This window comes from Ruegeria sp. CE6, assembly GCF_056537485.1.
Map to the genome: position 1 here is coordinate 22,451 of NZ_JBQFRR010000006.1, position 23,301 is coordinate 45,751.

The window sequence follows — 23,301 nt, forward strand, 5'->3', positions numbered from 1 at the left end:
CAAAAGAATACCCGGCGTGTTGGGAACGACACGCCGGGCCAAAGATTTAGATCTCTCAAGACCTATTCTGCAGGAACCGCCGCCACCTCGGTGGTCAGAGGATGACTGAGCTTGTTCAACATCTCTTTCGGGCAAACCTGCAGGAAGTTGGTCTTTTCCACATCCCAATGCTGTAAGATATCAATGGCTTTGCGGCTATTGGTTTCCGCGACATGGCGCTCGATCATTGCTTTCAGCTGATCTTCCCAATGGTCCACTGTCACCGGACAGGTGACAAGCGTCTCCATGTTCATCAGCGCTTCGGCCTTGCCTTCGGGGTCGTACAGATAAGCCATACCACCCGTCATCCCCGCACCAAAGTTAGCACCGATATCGCCGAGAATAACCGCAACACCGCCGGTCATGTATTCACATCCGTTCGAGCCGCAGCCTTCGATCACCACTCTGGCACCTGAATTTCGCACCGCGAACCGCTCACCTGCGCGGCCTGCTGCAAATAGGTGGCCATCGGTGGCACCGTATAGGACGGTGTTGCCAATGATGGTGTTATATTCCGCCTTGAGCGGGCTCACCTGCGGGGGTCGCACAACAATCATGCCGCCCGAAAGCCCCTTGCCGACATAGTCGTTGGCATCACCCGAGACCTCCAGCTTGAGACCTGGAGCGGCAAAAGCCCCCAGCGACTGGCCGGCCGAACCCTGCAGTTTCACATGCAAGTGATCGTCCTGGAACGTGTTCCGCATGCCGAAATTCTGGACGATGTGGCTTGAGACACGTGTACCCACGGTCCGATGCGTGTTCTGCACCGCGTAAGATAGTTGCATCTTCTCACCGTCTTTCAGGAACCGTGCTGCATCGCGCACAATCTCGGCATCCAGCGTATCCGGCACTGCATTACGATCCTTGTCGCGGTTGTAGACGATATCATGTGCGCCATCGACGGTGATCAACAGCGGGTTGAGGTCCAGATCATCCAGATGCGCCGATCCGCGGCTGACCTGTGCTAGCAGATCAGCACGACCGATGATTTCGTCAATCGAACGTGCGCCGAGGCTAGCCAGCAGTTCTCGCACTTCCTGTGCGTAGAAGGTGATCAGGTTCACCACCTTGTCCGCGTTACCAGTAAACTTGGCACGCAACGATTCGTCCTGCGTACACACGCCCACCGGACAGGTGTTCGACTGGCACTGACGCACCATAATACAGCCCATTGCGATCAGGGCGGCGGTACCGATGCCGTATTCCTCAGCGCCCATCATCGCGGCCATGACGATGTCGCGACCGGTGCGCAGGCCACCATCCGTCCGCAGAGTCACACGGTCGCGCAGGTTGTTCATCGCCAGAACCTGATGCGCCTCAGTCAGGCCCATCTCCCACGGCAGTCCAGCGTATTTGATACTGGTTGCGGGCGACGCGCCCGTTCCGCCATTGTGACCCGAAATCAGGATAATATCCGCTTTCGCCTTGGCCACACCGGCGGCAATCGTTCCAACGCCCGAAGACGCCACCAGCTTTACCGTCACCTTACAGCGCGGGTTGATCTGTTTCAGGTCGTAGATCAACTGCGCCAAATCCTCGATCGAGTAGATGTCGTGGTGCGGCGGCGGTGATATCAAGGTCACGCCCTTGGTAGAATGCCGCAGACGCGCGATCAGGTCTGTGACTTTCATACCCGGCAGCTGACCGCCCTCACCCGGTTTCGCGCCTTGGGCGACCTTAATCTCAAGCTCTTCGCACTGGTTCAGGTATTCGGCGGTCACGCCGAACCGGCCCGAGGCCACCTGTTTGATCTTGGCCGACGGGTTGTCACCGTTGGGTTCAGGCACAAAATGCGCCGGATCTTCACCACCTTCGCCGGAATCCGACTTCGCGCCAATCCGGTTCATCGCCACGTTCAGTGTCTTGTGCGCCTCGGGGCTGAGCGCGCCCAGCGACATGCCTGGAGTGACAAAGCGTTTGCGGATTGAAGTGATCGATTCGACCTCTTCGATCGGCACCGGCTTGCCCAGCGGCTTGAAATCCATCAGATCGCGCAAGTGAATCGGAGGATTGGACTGCATCTTGGCCGAATACTGTTTCCACAGCTCATATGAGGCGCGGTTACAGGCCATTTGCATCATGTGCATTGAGGTTGCTTCCCACGCGTGGGTCTCACCCGATTTACGCGCTTTGTAGAAACCTCCGATGGGCAGAACATCCAGACCGCTGTCCCACGCCTTGGCATGAATTTCTTCGACTTTGGTCTGAATGCCGGTGACACCGATGCCGGAGATACGACTGGTCATACCCGGGAAATACTCGGCCACCATCGCGCGGCTGAGACCCACGGCTTCGAAATTCAGACCACCGCGATAGGACGAGATCACCGAAATACCCATCTTGGCCATGATCTTCAGCAGACCCTGGTCGATGGCTTCGCGATAGCGCGCAACGTTTTCGGTCAGGGTGCCGTCCAGCAGACCACGGTCAATGCGATCAGCCAGTGAATCTTCGGCCAGATAGGCGTTCACAACAGTCGCGCCACAGCCGATCAGAACCGCAAAGTAATGAGGATCAACACATTCAGCAGACCGCACGTTCAGCGAACAAAAGGTCCGCAAACCCTGACGGGTCAAATGCGAATGCACAGCACTGGTGGCCAGGATCATCGGCATCGCCACACGACCTTGCCCTGAATTCATGTCAGACAGAACCAAGTGACCCGCGCCCGAGCGCACGGCTTCTTCTGCTTCGGCTCTAACACGTGCCAAGGCGGCGCTCAGAGCGCCTCGGCCGGGTTCAAAGCTACAATCGATCTCCGCAAGGGGTGAACCCAGTTGATTGACCAGGGTGTCCCATTGTGCATTGCCGACAAAGGGGCTTTCCAGAACGATGATCTCGGTCTGGCTGCTGTCTTCGTCCAGCACGTTCTTAAGGTTGCCGAACCGCGTCTTCAGCGACATCACACGGTATTCACGCAAACTGTCGATCGGAGGGTTCGTCACCTGGCTGAAGTTCTGCCGGAAAAAGTGGCTAAGCGGGCGGTATTGCTTGGACAGAACAGCCGAGGGCGTATCATCCCCCATCGAAGCCAGCGCCTCTTTGCCGTCCTCTGCCATCGGGGCAAGAATCTGTTCTAGGTCTTCTACAGAATACCCGGCCGCGATCTGACGCTTGCGCAGTTCTTCTCCGGTGAATTTCGGGTGTTCCGTCACGCCCGCAAGTGACTCGTCCAGATCGTTGATCTTGCCGACCCAGTCGCCAAACGGCAGTGCTCGGGCCAGTTTGTCCTTGATCTGCTTGTCGCGGAACAGCTTGCCCTTTTTCATATCGACAGCCAGCATCTGGCCCGGTCCCAGCGCGCCTTTTTCGGTCACGGTGGCCTCATCAATCGGCACCATACCCGCCTCGGACCCCGCGATGACCAGACCATCGCCGGTTACCACATAGCGCATCGGGCGCAGACCATTCCGATCCAAACCGGCACATACCCAGCGGCCATCCGTCATTGCCAGCGCAGCAGGGCCATCCCAAGGTTCCATCACTGAATTGCAGTAGGAATACATGTCGCGCCAGCTTTGCGGCAGCTCGATAGCTTGCTTGGACCAGCTTTCCGGAACCAGCATGGTTTTCGCCATCGGCGCCGAGCGCCCCGCACGCACCAAGACCTCGAATACCGAGTCTAATGCGGCGGAATCCGACGATCCGCCCGCTATGATCGGTTTGATATCCTCGGCATAGACGCCAAAGCTGTCCGAGGTCATGCGGATCTCGTGGCTTTTCATCCAGTTGATGTTGCCTTTCAGCGTGTTGATCTCACCGTTGTGGGCCAACATACGGAAGGGCTGAGCCAGCCACCATTGCGGGAACGTGTTGGTCGAATAGCGCTGGTGGTAAATGGCAAAAGCAGACTCGAACCGCTCATCCATCAGGTCGGGGTAGAAAACAGCGACCTGCTCGGCCAGCATCATGCCTTTGTAGATGATCGACCGGCAAGAGAGCGACGCCAGATACAGCCCCGAGATTCCTGCGGCCAGCGCCGCTTTTTCAATACGGCGACGAATGACATAGAGCTCACGCTCGAATGTCTCTTCATCCACGCCTTTGGAGTTCGAGATCAAAATTTGCTCGATCTCGGGCCGGGTCGCGTTGGCCTTTTCGCCCAGACAGGTCACATCAACCGGCACATGTCGCCAGCCATAAATATAGTAACCCATGCGCAGAACTTCGGTTTCGACTATGGTCCTGCACTGTTCCTGCGCGCCAAAATCCGTGCGGGGCAGGAAAACCTGACCGACAGCAACCAGTTCATCCAAGTTTGGTTCATGACCCGTGCGCCGAATCTGATCATAGAAGAATGGGACCGGGATCTGAACATGGATACCTGCGCCATCCCCGGTTTTACCGTCCGCATCCACCGCGCCGCGATGCCAGATTGCCTTTAGCGCATCGATCCCGGCATCCACCACCTTGCGTGACGGCTTACCATCGACGGACACAACAAGGCCCACACCGCACGAGGAATGCTCTTCTTCCTCTGAATAGAGACCGTTTTCTGCCATCCATTTGCGCTTGGCTTCCTCGGCCCGCACCCAATCGGCTTCATATTTGGTCATTGGCTGTCTCCTTTTTCCCAAGGGGGCACACAGGCTTTGGTTCATCTGTCGGCGTTCGCTTTCGAACGCATACCCGCTGGGATTTTTCGAATTGCTTTTGCGTTTTGTTTCACTCGGCTGCGATGGCGGATTTGGCGTTAAAACGCTCAATTATGGCATCTGCGCAATCGCGCCCGTCACGGATCGCCCAGACCACCAGCGAAGCACCGCGCACGATGTCGCCGATGGCATAAACGCCCTCCATCTCGGTCGCACCGGTCTGGAACGCTGCTTTGATTGTACCCCAGCGGGTCACAGGCAGATCGGGTTGGCCGAATAAGGTGGGCAGGTCTTCGGGTTCGAATCCAAGCGCCTTGATCACCAGATCGGCCTCTTCGACATAGTCTGCGCCCTCAATCACTTCGGGAGCCTGACGGCCCGAGGCATCGGGCTGGCCCAGACGCATCTTCTGCACCATGACACCGTTCACTTGCTCATCGCCGGTAAAGCCTTTGGGTGCGCTAAGCCATTCGAAGATCACGCCTTCTTCCTCGGCATTCTGGGTCTCGCGCTGCGAGCCCGGCATATTGGCGCGGTCGCGGCGATAGAGGCATTTGACCGACGTCGCACCCTGACGAATCGACGTGCGCACGCAATCCATCGCGGTATCACCCCCGCCGATGACGACCACTTTCTTACCTTCCGCGTTCAGGCGGCCATTGTCGAAGTCATCAACCGCATCGCCAAAACTTTTGCGATTCGAGGCTGTCAGAAAATCGATCGCCTTTTCAATCCCACCCAGACCGCTGCCGGGCATGGACAGATCACGGGATTTGTAGACGCCCGTTGCAATAATCACCGCATCATGTTTCGCGTGGATTTCCGCGAATTTCGCGGCGTCCACATCGCAGTTCAGCTCAAATGCAACACCACCATCTGCCAGCAGGTCATTTCGGCGTTGGACGATATCCTTTTCCAGCTTGAAACCGGGAATGCCGTACATCAGCAGCCCCCCCGCACGGTCATAACGATCATAGACCGTGACCTGAATACCCGCCCGGCGCAGCATATCCGCCGCTGCCAATCCACCGGGTCCACCGCCAATGATACCCACGCTTTCGTCGCGCTCGGCACGAGGCTGAACGGGTTTGACCCAGCCTTTATCCCAGGCTGTATCGGTAATGTATTTCTCGATCGAGCCGATGGTGACCGTACCGTGGCCTGATTGCTCGATCACGCAATTGCCTTCGCACAGACGGTCCTGTGGGCAGATGCGGCCGCAGATTTCAGGGAAAGTGTTGGTAGCCTGGCTTGTTTGATACGCCTCTTCCAACCGCCCGGTTGCCGTCAGGTTCAGCCAATCAGGGATATTGTTGTGCAGCGGACAATGGGACTGGCAATAGGGCACTCCGCACTGGCTGCATCGGCTGGCCTGTTCGGCCGCCTTCTCCGCGGCGTACTCGGCATAGATTTCATCGAAGTCCTCTTTGCGGTCACTGGCGGCACGCTTTTCAGGCATGACACGATCGATCTGCACAAATTTCAGCATCGGTTGCTTGGCCACGGGTCAGACTCCATGAATTGGCTTGGTCAGGGTTCTTTAAGTGAAGTCATTCTGGATGAAAAGTCAACTGTACTGACCTATATTGAGAAAACTGCATCGCTCGATGTTTTTTCAGAGAAATTTGTCGTGTTTTTAGTTCCGATTCGGACCTATCTGAGCACTTCACTTTCCCGTTGCCCGCTTATACCCATTGTTCTCAACAAAACGAGCACGGTACCGGCAGAGCAGATGAGCCTTTTTCACTTGATTCTTGTGGCGATCATTCAGGGCGTCACCGAATTCTTGCCTGTATCTTCATCCGGGCACCTGATCCTGCTGCCCCGCCTGACTGGCGCGGATGATCAAGGCCTGGCAATCGATGTCGCCGTCCATGTAGGAACACTTGGCGCGGTTATTCTTTATTTCTGGTCAGATGTGAAACAAGCCCTAGCCGGGATACCCCAAATTATCCGAGGACGAATTGAGACGCCTCAGGCGCGGTTGGCACTGGGCTTGGTCATCGCCACGATTCCGACAGTCATTGTGGGCGGGATCGTGTACCTGACGGGGCTTGAGCAGACTCTACGTTCAGTCGCCGTCATCGGATGGGCGATGCTTGGCTTCGGGTTAGTGCTGTATTGGATGGATCAAAAGGGGGTACAAACCAAACGTAGTTCGGACTGGGGCTTAAAGGACGCAATGATCATGGGGCTGTGGCAGATGTTGGCCTTAATCCCGGGGACTTCACGCTCGGGGATTACGATCACAGGCGCTCGTCAGCTTGGCTATACACGCGAAGATGGTGCGCGGATTGCCATGCTGATGTCGATACCAACGATCATCGCTTCGGGCGTCCTGCTTTCGATCGATGTCGTCCGTGAGGCAGATACACAGCTGGCCAAGGACGGAGCGATTGCCGCAGCCTTCGCCTTTGTTTCGGCTCTGCTCGCGCTTAACCTGATGATGCGGCTTCTGCGCAGCGTCAGTTTCACACCCTATGTGATCTACCGGGTCATCCTCGGAGCAATCCTGCTGGTGATTGCCTATAGCTGATCAGATGCGCAGGTTCTTGGCCGAGTTCTGAATATCGTCATACTGACCCGCGGGGCGGAATTTCCACAGATATTCTGGCAGAACCGACTCCAACGTCGCGGGCTCGATCCCGAGGTCCGAAAAACCTTTGGCGTCATCCGCCACCACATTATCGCGCCGCAGATTCTTAAGTTGGTCACGGGTCAGGATATTGTTCGGAAACAACTGAAAACTGACGAACTTCGCGATATCCAACACACCCGCCATGATTTTCGCCGCCCAGAAAGGCATCCCGATGATGATCCGGCGGCGATGAATTACGTCGAGCATCTGCTGCATCAAGGCGCGGAAACTCTTTACCTCTGGCCCGCCCAGTTCATAAACAGCGGCAGACGCTTTGCCCAGAACGCCTTGAACTGCCGCTTGCGCAACATCATCGACATAGACAGGTTGAAATTTCGTTTCCGCCCCAACAAGCGGCAGGAACGGGCTCATCCGTGTCATCCCTGCGAAGCGGTTGAAAAACTGGTCTTCGGTGCCGAAAATGACTGATGGGCGCAGAATGACGGCACCCGGCATGTGTTGCAAAACGCCCGCCTCGCCCTGCGCTTTGGTGCGCGCATATTCGCTGTCGGATTCGGGATCCGCACCAATGGCCGAGATATGGACCATGCGGTCAATACCCTGAGCGGCCGCCAGCCGGGCGATCCGTTCGGCACCTTCGGCCTGCACTGCGTCGAACGCATTCTTGCCCAGCTCATTCAATACGCCGACGCAATTCACAACGGCGTCAACACCATGCATCGCTGCAGCGACCGAGGCGTCATCACGGATATTGCACAAGATAGGCTCGACCTGACCAACCGCGCCATAGGGTCTGACGAACATCGCTTCATTGGGCCGCCGCACAGCGACGCGGACACGCCAGCCTTCGGCAGCCATACGCCGCGCGATATATCGGCCAACAAAGCCCGATCCACCGTAAATCGTGACGAGTTTCGACATGATGGCGCTCCTGCTGTCTTGGTCTGAATTGATCTAGCGCCCACGAGCCCGTCGAACAAGGCGCAATAACGCCGCGCTTCTCTGAAAATCCGTCGCGTGAACCAGAAGTTGGGGCACGCATCAAAAAACTTTCAAAAACACCCCCGAATCTGGTTGACGCCCCCTGCCAGTCAGCTTAAACGCCCCTCCACGACACCTGCCCAGGTGGCGGAATTGGTAGACGCGCTAGCTTCAGGTGCTAGTGTCCGTATGGACGTGGAGGTTCGAGTCCTCTCCTGGGCACCAAAATTTCCATAAAATTTGAACCCCTGGCACTTCCGGTCACTTGACCGATGTAGAATCAGACTGGTTTGGCCTGTCTGAGTCAATTTCTTTGTTTGACCCCGAGAATCGACCCGTAGCTACCGGAATTAACAATCTCTGTTGCACTACCTTTTGCCAGTCTAAGAAGGACATGGTGCAAGGCTATGGCAATTTCCTGCAAATCAAACTCATCTTTTTTGAAGATACCTTCCCGTCACGCTTGTTAGTTACAAAGTCAACTATTACCACACCGATTAAATTCGATCGTATCTGTCCGGAAGGAACGTGCAAAATGAATGAGCTGACCAAGAATGAACGCATGACAGTTGCCCCATCCTTGAAAGGGCCGCACGAAGGGTACATGCCGGGCTTTGGCAACGATTACGAAACCGAAGCGCTTCCTGATGCTCTGCCCCAGGGTATGAACAGCCCGCAGAAATGCAATTACGGCCTCTATGGTGAGCAGCTTTCAGGCACTGCGTTCACGGCACCTTCGCACCAGAACGAGCGTACCTGGTGCTATCGTATCCGCCCGTCGGTAAAGCATTCACATCGCTATGAAAAAATCGATGTTCCCTATTGGAAATCAGCGCCCAATGTAGATCCTGACGTTGTCAGCTTGGGACAGTACCGCTGGGATCCGGTGCCCCATACCGGTGAACAGACAACCTGGGTCACGGGCATGCACACCATGACCACTGCCGGGGATGTGAACACTCAGGTCGGGATGGCCAGCCATATCTATATGGTGAATACTTCAATGCAGGATGATTACTTCTTCTCGGCTGACTCCGAGCTGCTGGTGGTGCCGCAAGAGGGCGTTCTGCGATTCTACACCGAATTGGGGATCATCGACCTTGAACCCAAGGAAATCGCTATCATTCCACGCGGCCTTGTCTACCGGGTCGAAGTTGTGGAAGGCCCTGCGCGCGGGTTCGTGTGCGAAAACTACGGCCAGAAATTCGAACTGCCTGGCCGCGGCCCGATCGGCGCCAACTGCATGGCCAACCCGCGTGATTTCAAAGCACCGGTCGCGGCGTTTGAGGACCGCGAAGTGCCCTCAACCGTGACCGTCAAATGGTGCGGCCAGTTTCACCAGACCAAGATCGGTCACAGCCCGCTGGACGTGGTGGCGTGGCATGGCAACTATGCACCCGTCAAATACGACCTGCGTACATATTGCCCGGTCGGAGCCATCCTGTTCGATCATCCGGATCCGTCGATCTTCACCGTTCTGACCGCACCTTCAGGCCAGCCCGGCACCGCCAATATCGACTTTGTTCTGTTCCGCGAGCGCTGGATGGTCATGGAAGATACCTTCCGTCCGCCCTGGTACCACAAGAACATCATGTCCGAACTGATGGGCAATATTTACGGCCAATATGATGCGAAACCGCAGGGCTTTATTCCCGGCGGTATGAGCCTGCACAACATGATGCTGCCCCATGGACCGGATCGCGAAGCCTTTGAAAAAGCATCGAATTCAAACCTGGGGCCAGACAAACTGGAGAACACCATGTCCTTCATGTTCGAAACCCGCTTTCCGCAGCATCTCACAGCGTTCGCCGCCAATGAGGCACCACTGCAGGACGATTACATCGACTGTTGGAGCGACATCGAAAAGAAATTCGACGGCACACCCGGCAAGAAGTGACGAGGGTATAATTCCTTCGTCTCCCAAAAGGCAGAGAATTAGAACGCTTGATCTGTAACGCATTTAATCGGGTACGTTCAGAAAAGCTTGGCGACCCCGGCAGGATTCGAACCTGCAACCTGCCCCTTAGGAGGGGGCTGCTCTATCCAGTTGAGCCACGGGGCCGCGCGTCGTTTTCTCTAGCGGGGTTTTTTCAGATTGTCATGGGCTTTGCACAACAGTTGAACAATTCGCCCTGTTCACGCTACCATCGGCCAAACAAACAATGCAGGTATCTCGGTGACAACAGAAACAAAACGCCCGCTTACCCTTCGTGATGTCTCGGAAGCGTCCGGAGTATCCGAAATGACCGTTAGCCGGGTGCTACGTAATCGCGGGGATGTGTCGGATGCCACCCGTACCCGTGTTTTGGCCGCCGCAAAAGAACTGGGATATGTGCCCAACAAGATCGCGGGAGCATTGGCGTCAAGCCGGGTGAATCTGGTCGCTGTGATCATCCCGTCATTGTCAAATATGGTCTTCCCCGAAGTTTTAACCGGTATCAATCAGGTGCTGGAAGATACTGAACTGCAGCCGGTGGTTGGCGTCACGGACTATCTGCCAGAAAAAGAAGAAAAAGTGCTGTACGAGATGCTCTCGTGGCGGCCCTCAGGCGTGATCATTGCCGGACTGGAGCATACCGAAGCCGCGCGCGCTATGCTGGATTCAGCTGGCATACCGGTGGTCGAGATCATGGATACTGATGGCAAACCGGTGGATGCGATGGTGGGAATCTCTCACCGCCGCGCCGGGCGCGAAATGGCGCAGGCAATCCTGAAGGCGGGCTATGAGCATATCGGGTTTATGGGCACCAAGATGCCGTTGGACCACCGTGCCCGTAAACGGTTCGAAGGCTTCACCGAAGTATTGGGCAAGCACGGGATCGAGATCGAAGATCGCGAATTCTACTCGGGCGGGTCGGCGCTGGCCAAGGGGCGCGAGATGACACAAGCGATGCTGGAACGATCGCCTGATTTGGATTTTCTGTATTATTCCAACGATATGATCGGTGCCGGCGGGCTGCTGTATTTGCTGGATCAAGGGATCGACGTGCCCGGTCAGATCGGTTTAGCCGGATTCAACAATGTAGAGCTGCTGCAGGGGCTGCCGCGCAAGCTGGCCACGATGGATGCCTGCCGGACCGAGATTGGGCGCACCGCGGCCGAGATCATTGCGGCGAAGTTGGCCGATCCGGAATCCGAGGTTGAAACCCGCGTTACCCTGACCCCCAAGATCAGCTATGGCGACACGCTGAAACGGCGATAACGCCAGATGGCGCTGCAACGTCTGGACAACCGCGCGGCGCGGGCGCTGTTCATGGATCGGCATGCGCTTCTGGAGCAGCCCGCTGGTGGCTCCAAAGGCGAAGACCTGTTGCAGCTGATCCATCGTTTGGGATTTGTCCAGCTCGACAGTATCAACACCGTCGCCCGCGCGCATGACATGATCCTTTATGCGCGCAAGCCAAGCTATCGTGCGCGCCACCTCAAACACCTCTATGAACGCGACCGCGCGCTGTTTGAGCATTGGACACATGACGCCGCGGTGATCCCGATGGAATTCTATCGCCATTGGCATCTGCGGTTCCTGCGGGATGCAGAGATGCTGAAAGCCCGCTGGAAGAACTGGCGGCGTGACGGGTTTGAGCAAAAGTTCGAAACCGTCCTGCAGCATATCCGCGACCATGGTCCGGTTGGCTCGTCCGATGTCGGAAAAGACGAGAAAAAGGGATCTGGCGGTTGGTGGGACTGGCATCCATCCAAGACCGCGCTGGAATATCTCTGGCGATCCGGCGCGCTGACCGTGGTTGGACGCGATGGGTTTCAGAAACGCTATGACCTGACAGAGCGGGTTATAGAAACTCAACTTTGCCCCGGCAATTTGCACTGCGACGCAAATGAAACTGTGGATTGGTTGTGTAACGCCGCACTCGACCGGCTGGGGTTCGCCACATCGGGAGAGCTTGCCGCGTTCTGGGATACGGTAAGCGCTGCCGAGGCAAAATCCTGGTGCCGACAGGCTCTAATACAGGGTGGAATCGAAGAGATCTGCGTCGAATGCGCAGACGGGCGGGAACGAAAAGTGTTCGCCCGCCCCGGGCTATGCGAACACGCAGCGGCGATGCCCGATGCGCCCGGCCGGATCAGAGTTCTCAGCCCTTTTGACCCTATGTTGCGTGACCGGAACCGGGCCGAGCGGTTGTTCGGATTCCACTATCGGATCGAGGTGTTCGTCCCCGAACCCAAGCGTACCTACGGCTATTATGTCTTTCCGTTGCTTGAGGGGCACCGGTTGATCGGACGCATCGACATTAAGGCCCAGCGAGACCGTGGACTGTTGCAAGTCCGATCCGTATGGCCAGAACGGTCGGTGCGTTGGTCTGACGCAAGAACCCGCCGCCTGCAGGCCGAACTGGACCGGGTACGGCGATTTGCGGAACTGGACGGGATGGAATTTGAAAAGGATTGGCTGAAAGATCCTAAATAGAACCCAATTTTTTGATCAGGAAACCTTGTTCCTCAATCAGTAGGCGCAGCTCGTTCAGCGAAACATGGGGCGCCCTGCCCGATGTATCCAGCTGCGCATTTGCCCGTCCATACAAAGCCTCGCGACTGGCCAATATGTTCTTGAGCTGTTCCATCGCCTTGGGATTTCCGGCCATCGGGCGTTCGTCGCCTTGGGCGCGCACGCGATCCATATGCTCGGTCGGTGACGCGCGCAGCCAGATGGTGTGAAACCGGCCAAGCAGGGTAGCATAGGTCGAAGGCTCTGATACGATCCCGCCCGCGACTGCCAGTACGACCCGATCATGCTCTGCAATCACCCGATCCAGCGCCTGCGCTTCCAGATTGCGATACCCGTCTTGCCCGTAGAACGCCATCACTTCAGACATGGGCATGCCGGCCATCTCTTCAATCATGGCTGTGAGTTCAACAAACGGCAGTCTTTGTGCGGCAGCCAGCATAGCACCAAGAGTTGACTTACCCGCTCCGCGTAACCCAATCAGACAAACCCGATGCGCACGTGCATCCTCATCTGGGTGAGGTTGCAATGCACGCCTGACGCCTTCTTTGACGTCGTCGCTGGCTTGTCGGAAAAGCTCAACTATCTGCAAAGCATCCGAATCCCACGGATCATCTTCAGCAATCAACCATTCGGCTTTGTAATCCAGTGCCTGTGCGACACGGTGCAACACGCCGATCGAGATGTTGCCCTCACCCGCCTCAAGCTGCGCCAAATAACGTGGGGAAACGCCCGAGTTCTCAGACAGGATCCGGCGCGGGATGCCTCGCATTTGACGCGCCCGGCGTACACGCGCGCCCACTCGCTCGCTTAAATCCTGCTTTGCAATATGTGCAGGCGGTGCCGGTTCTGGCGGTTTGGGCCCATCCATCTGCATTGAACCGTTTGTTAAAGGTAAGGATGAGGCTACGACGCGAACCATCAACGGGCAACGAATATTACCTTCTCCGCCCACAATGCTTATCGTTTGGGGCCTTAAACGAGGTCTGAACGACGGCAAACAACATGGTTAGAGCCTGTTCTGAGCATTGCGCTCAGCCTTCCAGCTGGTGAAGCTCTACCAGAAGGTCCAGCAACTTCTCGTGCTGCTCTGCCCCGAGCAAAGAGCGGGTGTGTTCCGCCAGCTCCAACATTTCCGCCAGATTTGCGTCGATAATTTGCAACCCGTTCTCGCTGATTTCGACAATCTGTCGGCGGCGGTCTTTGGTATCCGGCCGCCTCATGATCAGCTTGCTGTCTTCGAGCTTTTTCAGAATGCGCGTCAGGCTGGGCAACAAGAGGCAGGCGCGCTCGGCGATCTGAGTAGGCTCCTGAGGTCCTTCTTCCTGCAAAACGCGCAGAACGCGCCATTGTTGCTCGGTGACGCCAGCATCCGTTAGCACACCACGAATAGGCCCCATCACCTTTTCCCGAGCGCGCAACAACGCTATCGGCAATGATCGGGACGTCTGTGGTAAGTTCTTTGACATATGGAATTTTCGCGCAATTCCAAATATTTCGCAATAGAACGTTGGTTGTGGTTGAGTTTCGTTTACTGGACTTTACTTAACTTGTTTAGCATATGATACTGACAAAAAGGCTACCGAGGCGGATAAGATGAAATGGAATGAATTCTCCGATTGGGGCAAGAAGGTTGCCGAGTGGACGCAAGACTATCACCTGACGGTGGGCGACAAGCCCGTGCGCGCCCGGACCGAGCCGGGCGATATCCTGAACGCTCTGCCCGCGCATCCCCCTGAGCAGGGCGAGCCGATCGAGGACATCTTTCATGATTTCGAACAAATCGTGATGCCCGGCATTACCCATTGGCAACACCCTCGGTTCTTCGCCTACTTCAATTCGAACGCCTCGGCCCCGTCTGTTCTGGCCGAGTTCCTGGCCAGCGCCATCGCGCCGCAATGTATGCTGTGGCAGACCTCGCCCGCCGCAACCGAGATGGAAACACGAATGATGGACTGGCTGCGCGAAGCGCTGGACCTGCCCAAAGGTTTTGCCGGGGTCATTCAGGATTCGGCGTCATCTGCGACATTGGCGGCAGTGCTGACCATGCGCGAGAAGGCGATGAACTGGCAGGGCAACACGCTGGGGCTGTTCGGTCAAAAGCCACTGCGCATTTATTGCTCTTCCGAGGTTCATACCTCAATCGACCGCGCAATCTGGGTTGCGGGGATTGGACAGGACAATCTGGTGCGCATCCCCGTGCAAGGTGATTGGCGTGGAATGAACCCCGAGGCGCTTGAAGCAGCGATTCAATCAGATTTAGAGTCTGGTTTCCACCCGGCGGGCGTGATCCTTTGTGTTGGAGGGACCGGAACCGGGGCAACTGATCCAGTGGATCGCTGCCTTGCGATCGCACAGAAATACGGCCTTTATAGCCATGTCGATGCAGCCTGGGCGGGGTCGGCGATGATCTGCCCCGAATATCGTCACTACTGGCCGGGGATCGATCAGGCCGACAGCATTGTATTCAATCCCCATAAGTGGCTGGGCGTGCAATTCGATTGCTGTGCGCACTTCCTGAAAAACCCCGATGATCTGGTCCGCACGCTTGCGATCAGCCCGGAATATCTGAAAACCCACGGCAAGGACGGGATCATCAATTACTCGGAATGGTCGGTGCCATTGGGACGTCGGTTCCGCGCGCTGAAACTGTGGTTCGTCATCCGCACCTATGGGCTGGAGGGGCTGCGCGAACGGCTGCGGAATCACGTCAATTGGTCGCGCGCGCTGCATGATCGTCTAGCAGCAGAACCGGATTTTCGGATCGTGACGCCTCCAATGTGGTCTCTTTGGACCTTCAGATACGAGCCGGATGGGGCCGACGATCTGGATGATCTGAACCTGCGGCTGGTGAATGCAATCAATGATGATGGGCGGATCTACCTGACACAGACCCGCGTGGATGGCGATCTGGTCATCCGCTTTCAGGCCGGTCAGTTTGAAACCAAAGAACAGGACGTGATGATGGCCTATGACGTGATCACAGAAATCGCTCGAGGGCTTTAGGCCCTCATTGACGCTGCAGCCTGCGCGTATCCCCCCGAGGCCCCGTCAACAAAGTGCACATGGTCGTCGCGCATGGCCGAGGGAACAAAGCAGGTCATCATCGCCTCTTGCTGGGCGTGCATGCCATATCTGATTTTGCCTTTTGTTTGCGCGTCGTCCAGCATCTGAGTGAGCTGTTCCAACGTGCTCGAGTCACAATCCAGCGTCATTTTCAGACCGTCATCAAACTTTCGGAAATCAGCGTTGCGACTGACCATCTCTTTGTAATGCTTGGGTTCGAATTGACCCAGGCGCATCCCGGTTTTGAACAACAAGCCGATCAACATATTCCCGATCATCAAGCGTGTTTTCTGCATCAGAAGATTCCGACCCGCGCGTGAGACATGGGCATCGATATCGACGCCGGGCGGAGGGAAACTCATCGGAGGTCCTTTGGCCGGAACCGGGTGACCAGCGCGTTCTAGCCCTTCGGCGACGGACAGGATGGATTGAGTCAGGGCGGCGAATTCAGCCTCATTAGACTCTGATGTAGGCTGAATAACCAGTGAAACGATCTGACCAACCCTCGCTGGACTGTTGGACCAACGACAAGATAGGCCGGTCAGATCGGGCTGCGCGTCAGGTCCGGCTGGTTGCACAACAAGCTGCCCGGATTTCATCTGAGCCTCGGCCCAGGCCAGTCCCCCGCCGGTAAACATCGCATAGTCAACGCCGGTGGAAGGCGCAAAGCGAGCAACACGCAGATCACGTCCAGCGGCGCGGATGTCGGCCACCGAAACCAGCGCCGCGCGCAGAGTGATGGCGAATTCCGTTTCGGCCCAACTTTGCAATGTTGCCAGCGTATCCCGCGCGATCTCGGCATCCTCACCCGATACGGCGAATCCAGCACCATCACCACCGAAGACATACGGAAATATGCGCCCACCCAGCGCATTGATCATGCCTGAAATCACGGCCGCCCCCACCATGTTGACGGTCTTGTACCGGCCCCGCGCGATTTCACCGGTCGAATCTACGATATCGGCGACGCCCAGAACCCATGTCTCTGGCAAAGGTGTGAACTGCGCGGGGTCACTGAGGCTGAGGAAATTGTCCGAAATGGGGACGGAGTCATAAAATACAGAGTCTGAGGGGGTCATAACACACTCGGGAAATCCAAAATCTTCCGTGATGATAGCTCAATTGTGAAGAATGTCCGCCCCAATCGATTCAATCATGGCACTTGTGCCGATCAACGCGGCGTGCCAAGCATCGGGGCGAGGCAGCTAGACAATAGGTCAAGAAATGCAGGCAGGTTTGGTGATCTTGTGTCTGGCCTATGTACTCAGCCAGTTTTTCCGCGCTTTTCTGGCAGTTTTGAGCACCGATCTGGGACGCGATATCGGCGCAACACCCGAAGACCTCGCCTTTGCTTCAGGTCTTTGGTTTCTAATCTTTGCGGCGATGCAGATCCCGGTGGGCTGGGCACTGGACCGCGTCGGTCCTCGGCGCAGTTCTGCGGTGCTGCTGCTGATCGGCGGGGCTGGCGGGGCTGGCTTGTTCGCGGTCGCAACGACCCCGTTCCATGTGGCGCTCGCCATGGCGTTGATCGGGGTAGGATGCTCGCCGGTTCTGATGGCATCCTACTATATCTTTGCACGAGAGTTTCCACCTGCCAAATTCGCCACGCTCGCCGCCGTGATGCTGGGCGTGGGATCTGTCGGCAATCTGGTCGCCTCATACCCCACGGCGCTGGCGGTCGAGCTGATGGGCTGGCGCGCGACGCTGGCCGGTCTGGCGATTATCTCTGCTGCGGTGGCTGCGGGGATCTGGCTGACGGTGCATGACCCTGAAAAGGTAAAAACCGAGCAAAAAGGATCACTTCTAGACCTGCTGAAAGAACCTGCGCTGTGGACCATTCTGCCGCTCATGCTTGTGTCTTATGCGCCATCGGGTGCGATCCGAGGGCTTTGGGCCGGGCCGTATTTGAATGACGTGTTCGGGCTCAGCACCGCTCAGATCGGGACGGCAACGTTGATCATGGGGGCCGCGATGATCGCAGGAACCTTCGCCTATGGGCCGCTGGACCGTATCCTGGGCACCCGGAAATGGGTGATCCTGGGCGGTAATACCTTGGGAGTCGCAGCACTGGGCCTGCTGTGCCTGTGGATTGACAGCGGCGTTTGGGTCTCGGTGCTGCTGTTGGCAGTGATCGGCTTTCTGGGCGCCAGTTTTCCGGTGATCATGGCCCATGGCCGGGCCTTCGTGCCGCCGCATCTGGTCGGGCGGGGCGTTACCCTGCTGAACCTTTTTGGCGTTGGCGGCGTTGGTCTGGCGCAATTTGCCACCGGGCGCATCCATGCGGCCAGCGCCGGGATCAGCCCCTCAGCACCTTATACGGCGATCTTCGGCTTTTTCGCGGTCACCCTTGCCATTGGCTGCGTGATCTATCTATTCAGTCGGGACAGCGTGGACTGAAACCGGAGACCGCCCGTGCAGGACATTGAGGTGATTGCACCCAATCTGAAGCATTCCCTGTCGGGCGTGACAACGACGGTGATCCGTCTGCTGCCAATCCAGCAGAAAATGATCGGCATCCGTGCCACCGGTCCCGGCCTGCCGGCAGATTTGCCCCATATCAGACTCTGGAAACTACTGTTTCTGCCCAATCGCAAACGGGTCTGGCATGCACGCCGGAATACCGAGATGTTGATGGGTCTGGTCTTGCGTTCGGTGCTTCGACGCAACTACAAACTGCTATTCACCTCAGCCGCGCAACGTGATCATTCCGGGTTCACCAAGCGGCTGATTTCGAAAATGGACGCGTTGATCGCGACGACGCCTCAGGCCGCTTCCTTTCTGGAGCATCCCGCTACTGTCATCATGCATGGCGTCAACACCGAGCTGTTTCACCCAGCCGAGGACAAAAGCGCCCTGCGCCAAAAACTTGGCCTGCCAGACGGGCTGCTGATCGGGTGTTTTGGCCGTATCCGCCCTCAGAAAGGGGTCGACTTGCTGGTCGATGCCGCCCTGAAGATGCTGCCTAATCACCCCGATGCGCATGTGATCTTTACCGGGCGTACCACCAACGAATTTGAGGCGTTTCAGGCTGAGCAGGAGCAAAAGCTGCAGGACGCCGGGCTGGGCGACCGCGTTCATTTTCTGGGTGAGCGCCCTTGGGATGAGATTGTCGAGACCTATCGCGCGCTCGATCTGTTCGTTGCGCCCGCACGGCACGAAGGGTTCGGCCTTACACCGCTTGAAGCGATGGCCTCGGGCGTGCCCGCCATAGCCAGTCACGGGGTCGGAGCGTTCAGTGCGCAAATCAAGGATGGTGAGACCGGAAGACTGGTCGAGAAAGACAATGCCCCTGCACTGGCCGACGCGCTGGAGGATATGGTGCAGGACCGCGCTGCGCTGGCCGCTGCGGGACTAGCCGCGCGCGCCCATGTCGAGCAGAATTTTCGAATCGAAGGCGAAGCGCAGGCGATTGTCGAAGTTTATCGATCCTTGCTGAAACAACCCTGAACGGTACTGAACTGTGTCAAATCGGTGTGACGGGGTGAAATAAGCCGAAACCCCTCTTTTTTCTTTGCCACAACGCGGCTATGAACGCGCGTCCTTAACTTTGGAGACATGAAATGGGCTATCGCGTCGTAGTCGTCGGCGCCACGGGCAACGTGGGCCGCGAAATGCTGAACATCCTGGCAGAACGCCAGTTCCCCGTCGATGAACTTGCTGCTCTGGCAAGCCGTCGTTCGCTGGGTACTGAGGTGACATTTGGCGACAAGACGCTCACTACCAAAGATCTGGACACATTCGATTTCACTGGTTGGGACATGGCGCTATTTGCTGTGGGTTCCGAGGCCACAAAGGTTTACGCCCCTAAGGCGGCAGCGGCTGGCTGCGTGGTGATCGATAACAGCTCGCTCTATCGCTATGACCCGGACATTCCGCTGATCGTGCCGGAATGTAACCCCGAGGCGATCCACGACTATAAAAACAAAAACATCATCGCCAACCCCAACTGCTCGACCGCGCAGATGGTCGTCGCGCTGAAGCCGCTGCATGACCGTGCACGCATTAAGCGCGTGGTCGTCTCGACCTATCAATCGGTGTCGGGAGCCGGCAAGGAAGGCATGGACGAGCTTTGGGATCAGACCAAGGCCATCTACAACCCGACGACCGAGGTTGAGCCGAAGAAGTTCCAGAAACAGATCGCCTTCAACGTCATCCCTCAAATCGACGTCTTCATGGAAGACGGCTCGACCAAGGAAGAGTGGAAGATGGTTGTCGAGACCAAAAAGATCGTCGATCCGTCGATCAAGGTCACCGCAACCTGCGTTCGCGTTCCGGTATTCGTTGGCCACTCCGAGGCCGTGAATATCGAGTTCGAAGAGTTCCTCGACGAAGACGAAGCCCGCGACATCCTGCGCGAAGCACCGGGCATCATGGTAATCGACAAGCGTGAAGCCGGCGGCTACGTCTCGCCCATCGAATGCGCGGGCGATTTCGCCACGTTCATCAGCCGCATCCGTCAGGATTCGACGGTTGAGAATGGCATCAACCTGTGGTGCGTTTCGGACAACCTGCGCAAAGGCGCGGCATTGAACGCTGTTCAAATTGCAGAATTGCTGGGCCGTGAAGTTCTGAAGAAGGGGTAACCTTCGCCAGTTGGTTATGACTCTATTAAACCCCGCTGCACCGCCAGTGGGGTTTATTATTTTGTGGACGGGCAGAGATGGCAAAATTGCGGGACAAAACCGCCCTGTGCATGCGTTGCCATTGCCTATCCAGCACCAGTTGGTTAGCCACCGATCTGGGACATTGTCGCTTTTACCGCATAGTATCTTTGAGAGTTTGGGGGATGCGTCCCCAGAAAGCGATCACCAGGATCAGGAACTCGTGCGAAGTACAGCGCACCTTTGAGTGGATCATAACCCGCTTTGTAGGTTATTACCGTGCCTAGTCGATCAGCTTCCAATTCAAAGTTCTTTGAATAGCTGCGGCCGCCAACAAAGGCTCCAATGTCTTGTGCTGCGGCAATGTCATTCGGCCCTGACCCCGCAATTGTTGCTAGACCGGCCAAAAGCACCGCACCAGCCGCCGCATTTTGGGCCTGTCGCGCCAAATGCCCTTGAATGTGGTGAGCGGCCTCATGCGCCATAACAAATGCAAGTTCGTCAGTGTTGTTTACATTCCGTATCAGCGCTTGAGTCATTGTGATAACGGGGCGCCCCGACTTACTTAAACTCTGATACGCGTTTGAGGGTGCTTTTTTGTCTGGATCAATGCGGATCAAAAAATCACAATTCACATTCGTAGTGCGGCGGCGGCATTCGCGTTCTGCCACAGGTTCTATTCGTGAGGCGACCTGACGGAACCTTATTTGTGCCTGTTGTGAACTGACGGGCGCGCTCGCGCGACCGGGGTTTGGAATAGGTGCTGATGGAGGAGTGGTGGTTGAAGCGCATCCCGCTAATGCCACAACAGCTAACATCAATACCGTTCGCCTCATAAACACACCTTTCCAAATGTTCAGAGCATCAAAATCGAATCTGTGGCTTTCGAGAAACCAACTTGCACATTCGAACCTACGGTCTTCACGATTTGATATTCAATAACAGACGGGTTGTCGGTGGTCGCCCCGATTAAGCTGTCGTCAATATGGTAGGCACTACAAATGGCATTGAAGCGAAGGACCAAACGATCCACGCCCCGTTCTGTATGGGCTTGAACCGAGTTGAACACCGCGTCAGCGGAGGTTATTTGCGCTGCACGATGGCTTGATCCCAGCCTCCTGCGCGGCAAAGGGACTGCTATGAGCGCACGTACAGTTCAACAATCGTTTCTGGTATGGCCTCAAAGCAGTCATCAGAGAGATGCCTCCTGCCTGATCCTTCACCCCTGTCCCTCAACCAGCGTCTTCAAATTCTCCAACCCGCGCTCGTAATCTCCGCCGACCCAATTGTCCATCATTAGGCCCATCCAGCGGGACATGGGGTTCATACCAAGGTCGGATACGAATCCCCAGGTAACCTGTGTGCCTGATCCTTCTGGCCGCAACTGGAACGAGGCGGTGGCTGTCCCCATCGGGCCAAAATCCAGTGCGGTTTGCACGGACTGATCCGGGGTGCTCTCGGTGATTTCCTGCGAACCGGTTCCCACCTGCGGGTTGTCCGAGGCCCAGTTCAGCGTGTTTCCGACACCCGCTTCCGGGCCACTATAGCTCAGCTTGGTTTCGGGGTCTCGGGACAGCCAGGGGGACCATTTCTCGGTCTCCTGCATCGAATTCACATAGGGAAAGATCGCCGAGGCTGGTGCGTCGATTGTGATGCTGCGGGACACCTCGGCCTGACCAGGCAAAAGATATGATACTCCGACAAGCGCCAGAATGATCACCAGTAGGGTGACGAGAATACGTTTAATCAATTTCATGAGCTCGATCCGATTCTGACAACATCATCGGAAACATATCAAAAAATCGACGTAATTTCAGAGGCCCGATCGTATGGCCCGCAGGATCAGGCCGGTGGCTGGTAAGGCAGCGACGAATGGTGCAGCACGATGCGAAGCACTCCGTCAGCGTCTTTTTTGTAGCCGAAGCTTTTGTCGACTTGCGTTATGTTACCTTGGCTATCCGTCAGAATGACCTTGCCCATCCACATGGCGACATCGCCTTCGACGAAGCTGGCCGATGTCTCACTTGCCATTTCGCGCCAACCCTTGATTCCGAAACCGCCATCAAGCGGAAATTCGGCATCGTGACCGACAAAATAGGCCAGTGCACCGTGGCGAGTCGGGCGAAAGGTTTGATCTCCGGATGCCATAGTTGGTTTGAACAGGACCGGACCCAGATTATAGCCGTATGCCGCATCTAGAACACCCTCGGCAACGGAACGGGCCGCATCGATCCCACCGTCTTCAAAAGCTTTGGAGATCGCAATCAACCCATCGCCCCAGGCGGTACGGGCAGCGGCCAGCTCGTCAGTGGTAATCGGCATGATCCTGTCCTTCTCTGTCCGGTTTCTATGGTACTGGCAGCAAGTGAGCGTCAACGCAAGAGGTGTGACCGGACTCTCGCCCGGTTTTGCCCACAGAACCGCGTGGAAGCCTGAATTCTCAGAAAATTCGACCCATTCTTTTGAACCGGTGCAAGGTTTTGCAAAGTATTTTGCCGCCAATCTCTGACTGTGCCGTGGGGGCATTTCAATTGGGGTGAATGTGGTGGACAAGATTATCACACTGGAACAGAAGGAACCCGTGCGTCTGGACCCGGACCGCCTGAGCAGCCTGTACAATCAGCTTGGCGACACCAACGCGATGGACGTGCTGTGCCGCACGGTTGAAGAACTGGCGTTGCGGCTGTCGAATTGTGAACGGTTTTGGCGGCAACGCGATTGGGCCGGGCTGCGCAAATGCGCAAAATCTCTCGTGGCCATATCCGAGCAAATCGGCATGACAGCACTGGCACGTGTGGCAGGCGATGTAGCTTGTACTGTCGACGCTGGCGATGCGGTGGCGACAGGGGCGACTCTGAGCCGCCTAATCCGGGTGGGTGAGCGATCGCTGACTGCCGTCTGGGACCAGCAAGATCTATCTGTCTGAGAGGGGGTTGCGAGTGCGCCGCAGACAGATAGTCT

At 56.6% G+C, this 23,301-nt stretch carries 19 protein-coding genes and 2 tRNA genes; 11 read left to right on the forward strand and 10 right to left on the reverse strand.

Annotated elements, in window-relative coordinates; translation table 11 throughout:
- Nucleotides 1–62: 62 nt before the first annotated feature.
- A complete protein-coding gene (gltB, locus tag ACR0DK_RS19305; RefSeq protein ID WP_480737680.1) occupies nucleotides 63–4,595 on the reverse strand; it encodes a glutamate synthase large subunit in 4,533 nt (1,510 codons plus the stop codon).
- A gap of 109 nt (nucleotides 4,596–4,704) precedes the next feature.
- A complete protein-coding gene (locus ACR0DK_RS19310) occupies nucleotides 4,705–6,138 on the reverse strand; it encodes an NAD(P)-dependent oxidoreductase (RefSeq protein WP_170466699.1) in 1,434 nt (477 codons plus the stop codon).
- A gap of 228 nt (nucleotides 6,139–6,366) precedes the next feature.
- Between ACR0DK_RS19310 and ACR0DK_RS19315 the strand changes: the two genes are divergently transcribed.
- Complete coding sequence (locus ACR0DK_RS19315; protein ID WP_480737682.1) at nucleotides 6,367–7,170, forward strand: undecaprenyl-diphosphate phosphatase; 804 nt, start codon at nucleotides 6,367–6,369, stop codon at nucleotides 7,168–7,170.
- On the opposite strand, the gene ACR0DK_RS19320 is transcribed toward ACR0DK_RS19315, so the two are convergent.
- A complete protein-coding gene (locus ACR0DK_RS19320) occupies nucleotides 7,171–8,154 on the reverse strand; it encodes a complex I NDUFA9 subunit family protein (RefSeq protein WP_170737308.1) in 984 nt (327 codons plus the stop codon). It abuts the gene before it with no gap.
- Between the two features lie 198 nt (nucleotides 8,155–8,352).
- Between ACR0DK_RS19320 and ACR0DK_RS19325 the strand changes: the two genes are divergently transcribed.
- Both ACR0DK_RS19325 and hmgA read left to right on the forward strand, forming a co-directional pair.
- Nucleotides 8,353–8,439, forward strand: a tRNA-Leu gene (locus ACR0DK_RS19325).
- A gap of 310 nt (nucleotides 8,440–8,749) precedes the next feature.
- A complete protein-coding gene (gene hmgA, locus ACR0DK_RS19330) occupies nucleotides 8,750–10,111 on the forward strand; it encodes a homogentisate 1,2-dioxygenase (RefSeq protein ID WP_370644329.1) in 1,362 nt (453 codons plus the stop codon).
- 88 nt (nucleotides 10,112–10,199) lie between these two features.
- Here the strand turns inward: hmgA and ACR0DK_RS19335 are convergent.
- Nucleotides 10,200–10,276: transfer RNA gene (locus ACR0DK_RS19335), tRNA-Arg, on the reverse strand.
- 114 nt (nucleotides 10,277–10,390) lie between these two features.
- Between ACR0DK_RS19335 and ACR0DK_RS19340 the strand changes: the two genes are divergently transcribed.
- Both ACR0DK_RS19340 and ACR0DK_RS19345 read left to right on the forward strand, forming a co-directional pair.
- Nucleotides 10,391–11,416, forward strand: a complete 1,026-nt coding sequence (locus tag ACR0DK_RS19340; protein WP_223117273.1) for a LacI family DNA-binding transcriptional regulator — start codon at nucleotides 10,391–10,393, stop codon at nucleotides 11,414–11,416.
- 6 nt (nucleotides 11,417–11,422) lie between these two features.
- A complete protein-coding gene (locus tag ACR0DK_RS19345; protein WP_480737686.1) occupies nucleotides 11,423–12,637 on the forward strand; it encodes a winged helix-turn-helix domain-containing protein in 1,215 nt (404 codons plus the stop codon).
- Here the strand turns inward: ACR0DK_RS19345 and ACR0DK_RS19350 are convergent.
- Nucleotides 12,630–13,595 carry a helix-turn-helix transcriptional regulator gene (locus tag ACR0DK_RS19350; protein ID WP_480737688.1) on the reverse strand — a complete coding sequence of 322 codons (966 nt, stop codon included), beginning with the start codon at nucleotides 13,593–13,595 and terminating at the stop codon, nucleotides 12,630–12,632. The genes ACR0DK_RS19345 and ACR0DK_RS19350 overlap by 8 nt on opposite strands.
- Before the next feature lie 112 nt (nucleotides 13,596–13,707).
- Nucleotides 13,708–14,142, reverse strand: a complete 435-nt coding sequence (hpaR, locus tag ACR0DK_RS19355; protein ID WP_170515396.1) for a homoprotocatechuate degradation operon regulator HpaR — start codon at nucleotides 14,140–14,142, stop codon at nucleotides 13,708–13,710.
- Nucleotides 14,143–14,269: 127 nt separating this feature from the next.
- Between hpaR and ACR0DK_RS19360 the strand changes: the two genes are divergently transcribed.
- Nucleotides 14,270–15,679, forward strand: coding sequence for a pyridoxal-dependent decarboxylase (locus tag ACR0DK_RS19360; protein ID WP_170636736.1), 1,410 nt, complete (start codon nucleotides 14,270–14,272; stop codon nucleotides 15,677–15,679).
- Here the strand turns inward: ACR0DK_RS19360 and ACR0DK_RS19365 are convergent.
- Entirely contained in the window at nucleotides 15,676–16,818 is a 1,143-nt protein-coding gene (locus ACR0DK_RS19365) for a DUF3095 domain-containing protein (RefSeq protein ID WP_480737690.1), read from the reverse strand. The two genes, ACR0DK_RS19360 and ACR0DK_RS19365, sit on opposite strands and share 4 nt — an antisense overlap.
- 145 nt (nucleotides 16,819–16,963) lie before the next feature.
- On the opposite strand from ACR0DK_RS19365, the gene ACR0DK_RS19370 reads away from it, so the two are divergent.
- The 3 genes from ACR0DK_RS19370 to ACR0DK_RS19380 all read left to right on the forward strand — a co-directional run bounded on the left by ACR0DK_RS19370 (nucleotide 16,964) and on the right by ACR0DK_RS19380 (nucleotide 20,322).
- A complete protein-coding gene (locus ACR0DK_RS19370) occupies nucleotides 16,964–18,136 on the forward strand; it encodes an MFS transporter (RefSeq protein WP_170648975.1) in 1,173 nt (390 codons plus the stop codon).
- A gap of 15 nt (nucleotides 18,137–18,151) precedes the next feature.
- Nucleotides 18,152–19,186, forward strand: coding sequence for a glycosyltransferase family 4 protein (locus tag ACR0DK_RS19375; protein WP_480707525.1), 1,035 nt, complete (start codon nucleotides 18,152–18,154; stop codon nucleotides 19,184–19,186).
- A 113-nt stretch (nucleotides 19,187–19,299) separates the two neighbouring features.
- Entirely contained in the window at nucleotides 19,300–20,322 is a 1,023-nt protein-coding gene (locus ACR0DK_RS19380) for an aspartate-semialdehyde dehydrogenase (RefSeq protein ID WP_170408757.1), read from the forward strand.
- Between the two features lie 143 nt (nucleotides 20,323–20,465).
- Here the strand turns inward: ACR0DK_RS19380 and ACR0DK_RS19385 are convergent, their stop codons facing one another.
- The 3 genes from ACR0DK_RS19385 to ACR0DK_RS19395 form a co-directional block, all read right to left on the reverse strand.
- On the reverse strand, nucleotides 20,466–21,158 hold the full coding sequence (locus ACR0DK_RS19385) for a M48 family metalloprotease (protein WP_480737768.1): 693 nt from the start codon (nucleotides 21,156–21,158) through the stop codon (nucleotides 20,466–20,468).
- Nucleotides 21,159–21,559: 401 nt separating this feature from the next.
- Nucleotides 21,560–22,096 (reverse strand): SRPBCC family protein, encoded by a 537-nt coding sequence (locus ACR0DK_RS19390; protein ID WP_170408759.1) that lies wholly within the window; start codon nucleotides 22,094–22,096, stop codon nucleotides 21,560–21,562.
- Nucleotides 22,097–22,182: 86 nt separating this feature from the next.
- Nucleotides 22,183–22,662: a phosphoribosyl-AMP cyclohydrolase gene (locus ACR0DK_RS19395; protein WP_170399250.1), complete on the reverse strand. Its 480-nt coding sequence runs from the start codon at nucleotides 22,660–22,662 to the stop codon at nucleotides 22,183–22,185.
- Between ACR0DK_RS19395 and ACR0DK_RS19400 the strand changes: the two genes are divergently transcribed.
- Nucleotides 22,661–22,849: a hypothetical protein gene (locus ACR0DK_RS19400; protein ID WP_170627010.1), complete on the forward strand. Its 189-nt coding sequence runs from the start codon at nucleotides 22,661–22,663 to the stop codon at nucleotides 22,847–22,849. The genes ACR0DK_RS19395 and ACR0DK_RS19400 overlap by 2 nt on opposite strands.
- 27 nt (nucleotides 22,850–22,876) lie before the next feature.
- Nucleotides 22,877–23,266, forward strand: coding sequence for a hypothetical protein (locus tag ACR0DK_RS19405; RefSeq protein ID WP_170399254.1), 390 nt, complete (start codon nucleotides 22,877–22,879; stop codon nucleotides 23,264–23,266).
- Nucleotides 23,267–23,301: the final 35 nt, after the last annotated feature.

Excerpts from the sequence above, each read along its gene's own strand:
- ACR0DK_RS19360 (WP_170636736.1), top strand. The coding sequence starts at position 14,270 with ATGAAATGGAATGAATTCTCCGATTGGGGCAAGAAGGTTGCCGAGTGG.
- ACR0DK_RS19390 (WP_170408759.1), bottom strand. The coding sequence starts at position 22,096 with ATGAAATTGATTAAACGTATTCTCGTCACCCTACTGGTGATCATTCTG.
- ACR0DK_RS19315 (WP_480737682.1), top strand. The coding sequence starts at position 6,367 with ATGAGCCTTTTTCACTTGATTCTTGTGGCGATCATTCAGGGCGTCACC.
- ACR0DK_RS19370 (WP_170648975.1), top strand. The coding sequence starts at position 16,964 with ATGCAGGCAGGTTTGGTGATCTTGTGTCTGGCCTATGTACTCAGCCAG.
- ACR0DK_RS19380 (WP_170408757.1), top strand. The coding sequence starts at position 19,300 with ATGGGCTATCGCGTCGTAGTCGTCGGCGCCACGGGCAACGTGGGCCGC.
- gltB (WP_480737680.1), bottom strand. The coding sequence starts at position 4,595 with ATGACCAAATATGAAGCCGATTGGGTGCGGGCCGAGGAAGCCAAGCGC.
- ACR0DK_RS19365 (WP_480737690.1), bottom strand. The coding sequence starts at position 16,818 with ATGACCCCCTCAGACTCTGTATTTTATGACTCCGTCCCCATTTCGGAC.
- ACR0DK_RS19385 (WP_480737768.1), bottom strand. The coding sequence starts at position 21,158 with ATGTTAGCTGTTGTGGCATTAGCGGGATGCGCTTCAACCACCACTCCT.
- ACR0DK_RS19400 (WP_170627010.1), top strand. The coding sequence starts at position 22,661 with ATGATCCTGTCCTTCTCTGTCCGGTTTCTATGGTACTGGCAGCAAGTG.
- hpaR (WP_170515396.1), bottom strand. The coding sequence starts at position 14,142 with ATGTCAAAGAACTTACCACAGACGTCCCGATCATTGCCGATAGCGTTG.
- ACR0DK_RS19395 (WP_170399250.1), bottom strand. The coding sequence starts at position 22,662 with ATGCCGATTACCACTGACGAGCTGGCCGCTGCCCGTACCGCCTGGGGC.
- ACR0DK_RS19350 (WP_480737688.1), bottom strand. The coding sequence starts at position 13,595 with ATGGTTCGCGTCGTAGCCTCATCCTTACCTTTAACAAACGGTTCAATG.
- ACR0DK_RS19320 (WP_170737308.1), bottom strand. The coding sequence starts at position 8,154 with ATGTCGAAACTCGTCACGATTTACGGTGGATCGGGCTTTGTTGGCCGA.
- ACR0DK_RS19345 (WP_480737686.1), top strand. The coding sequence starts at position 11,423 with ATGGCGCTGCAACGTCTGGACAACCGCGCGGCGCGGGCGCTGTTCATG.
- hmgA (WP_370644329.1), top strand. The coding sequence starts at position 8,750 with ATGAATGAGCTGACCAAGAATGAACGCATGACAGTTGCCCCATCCTTG.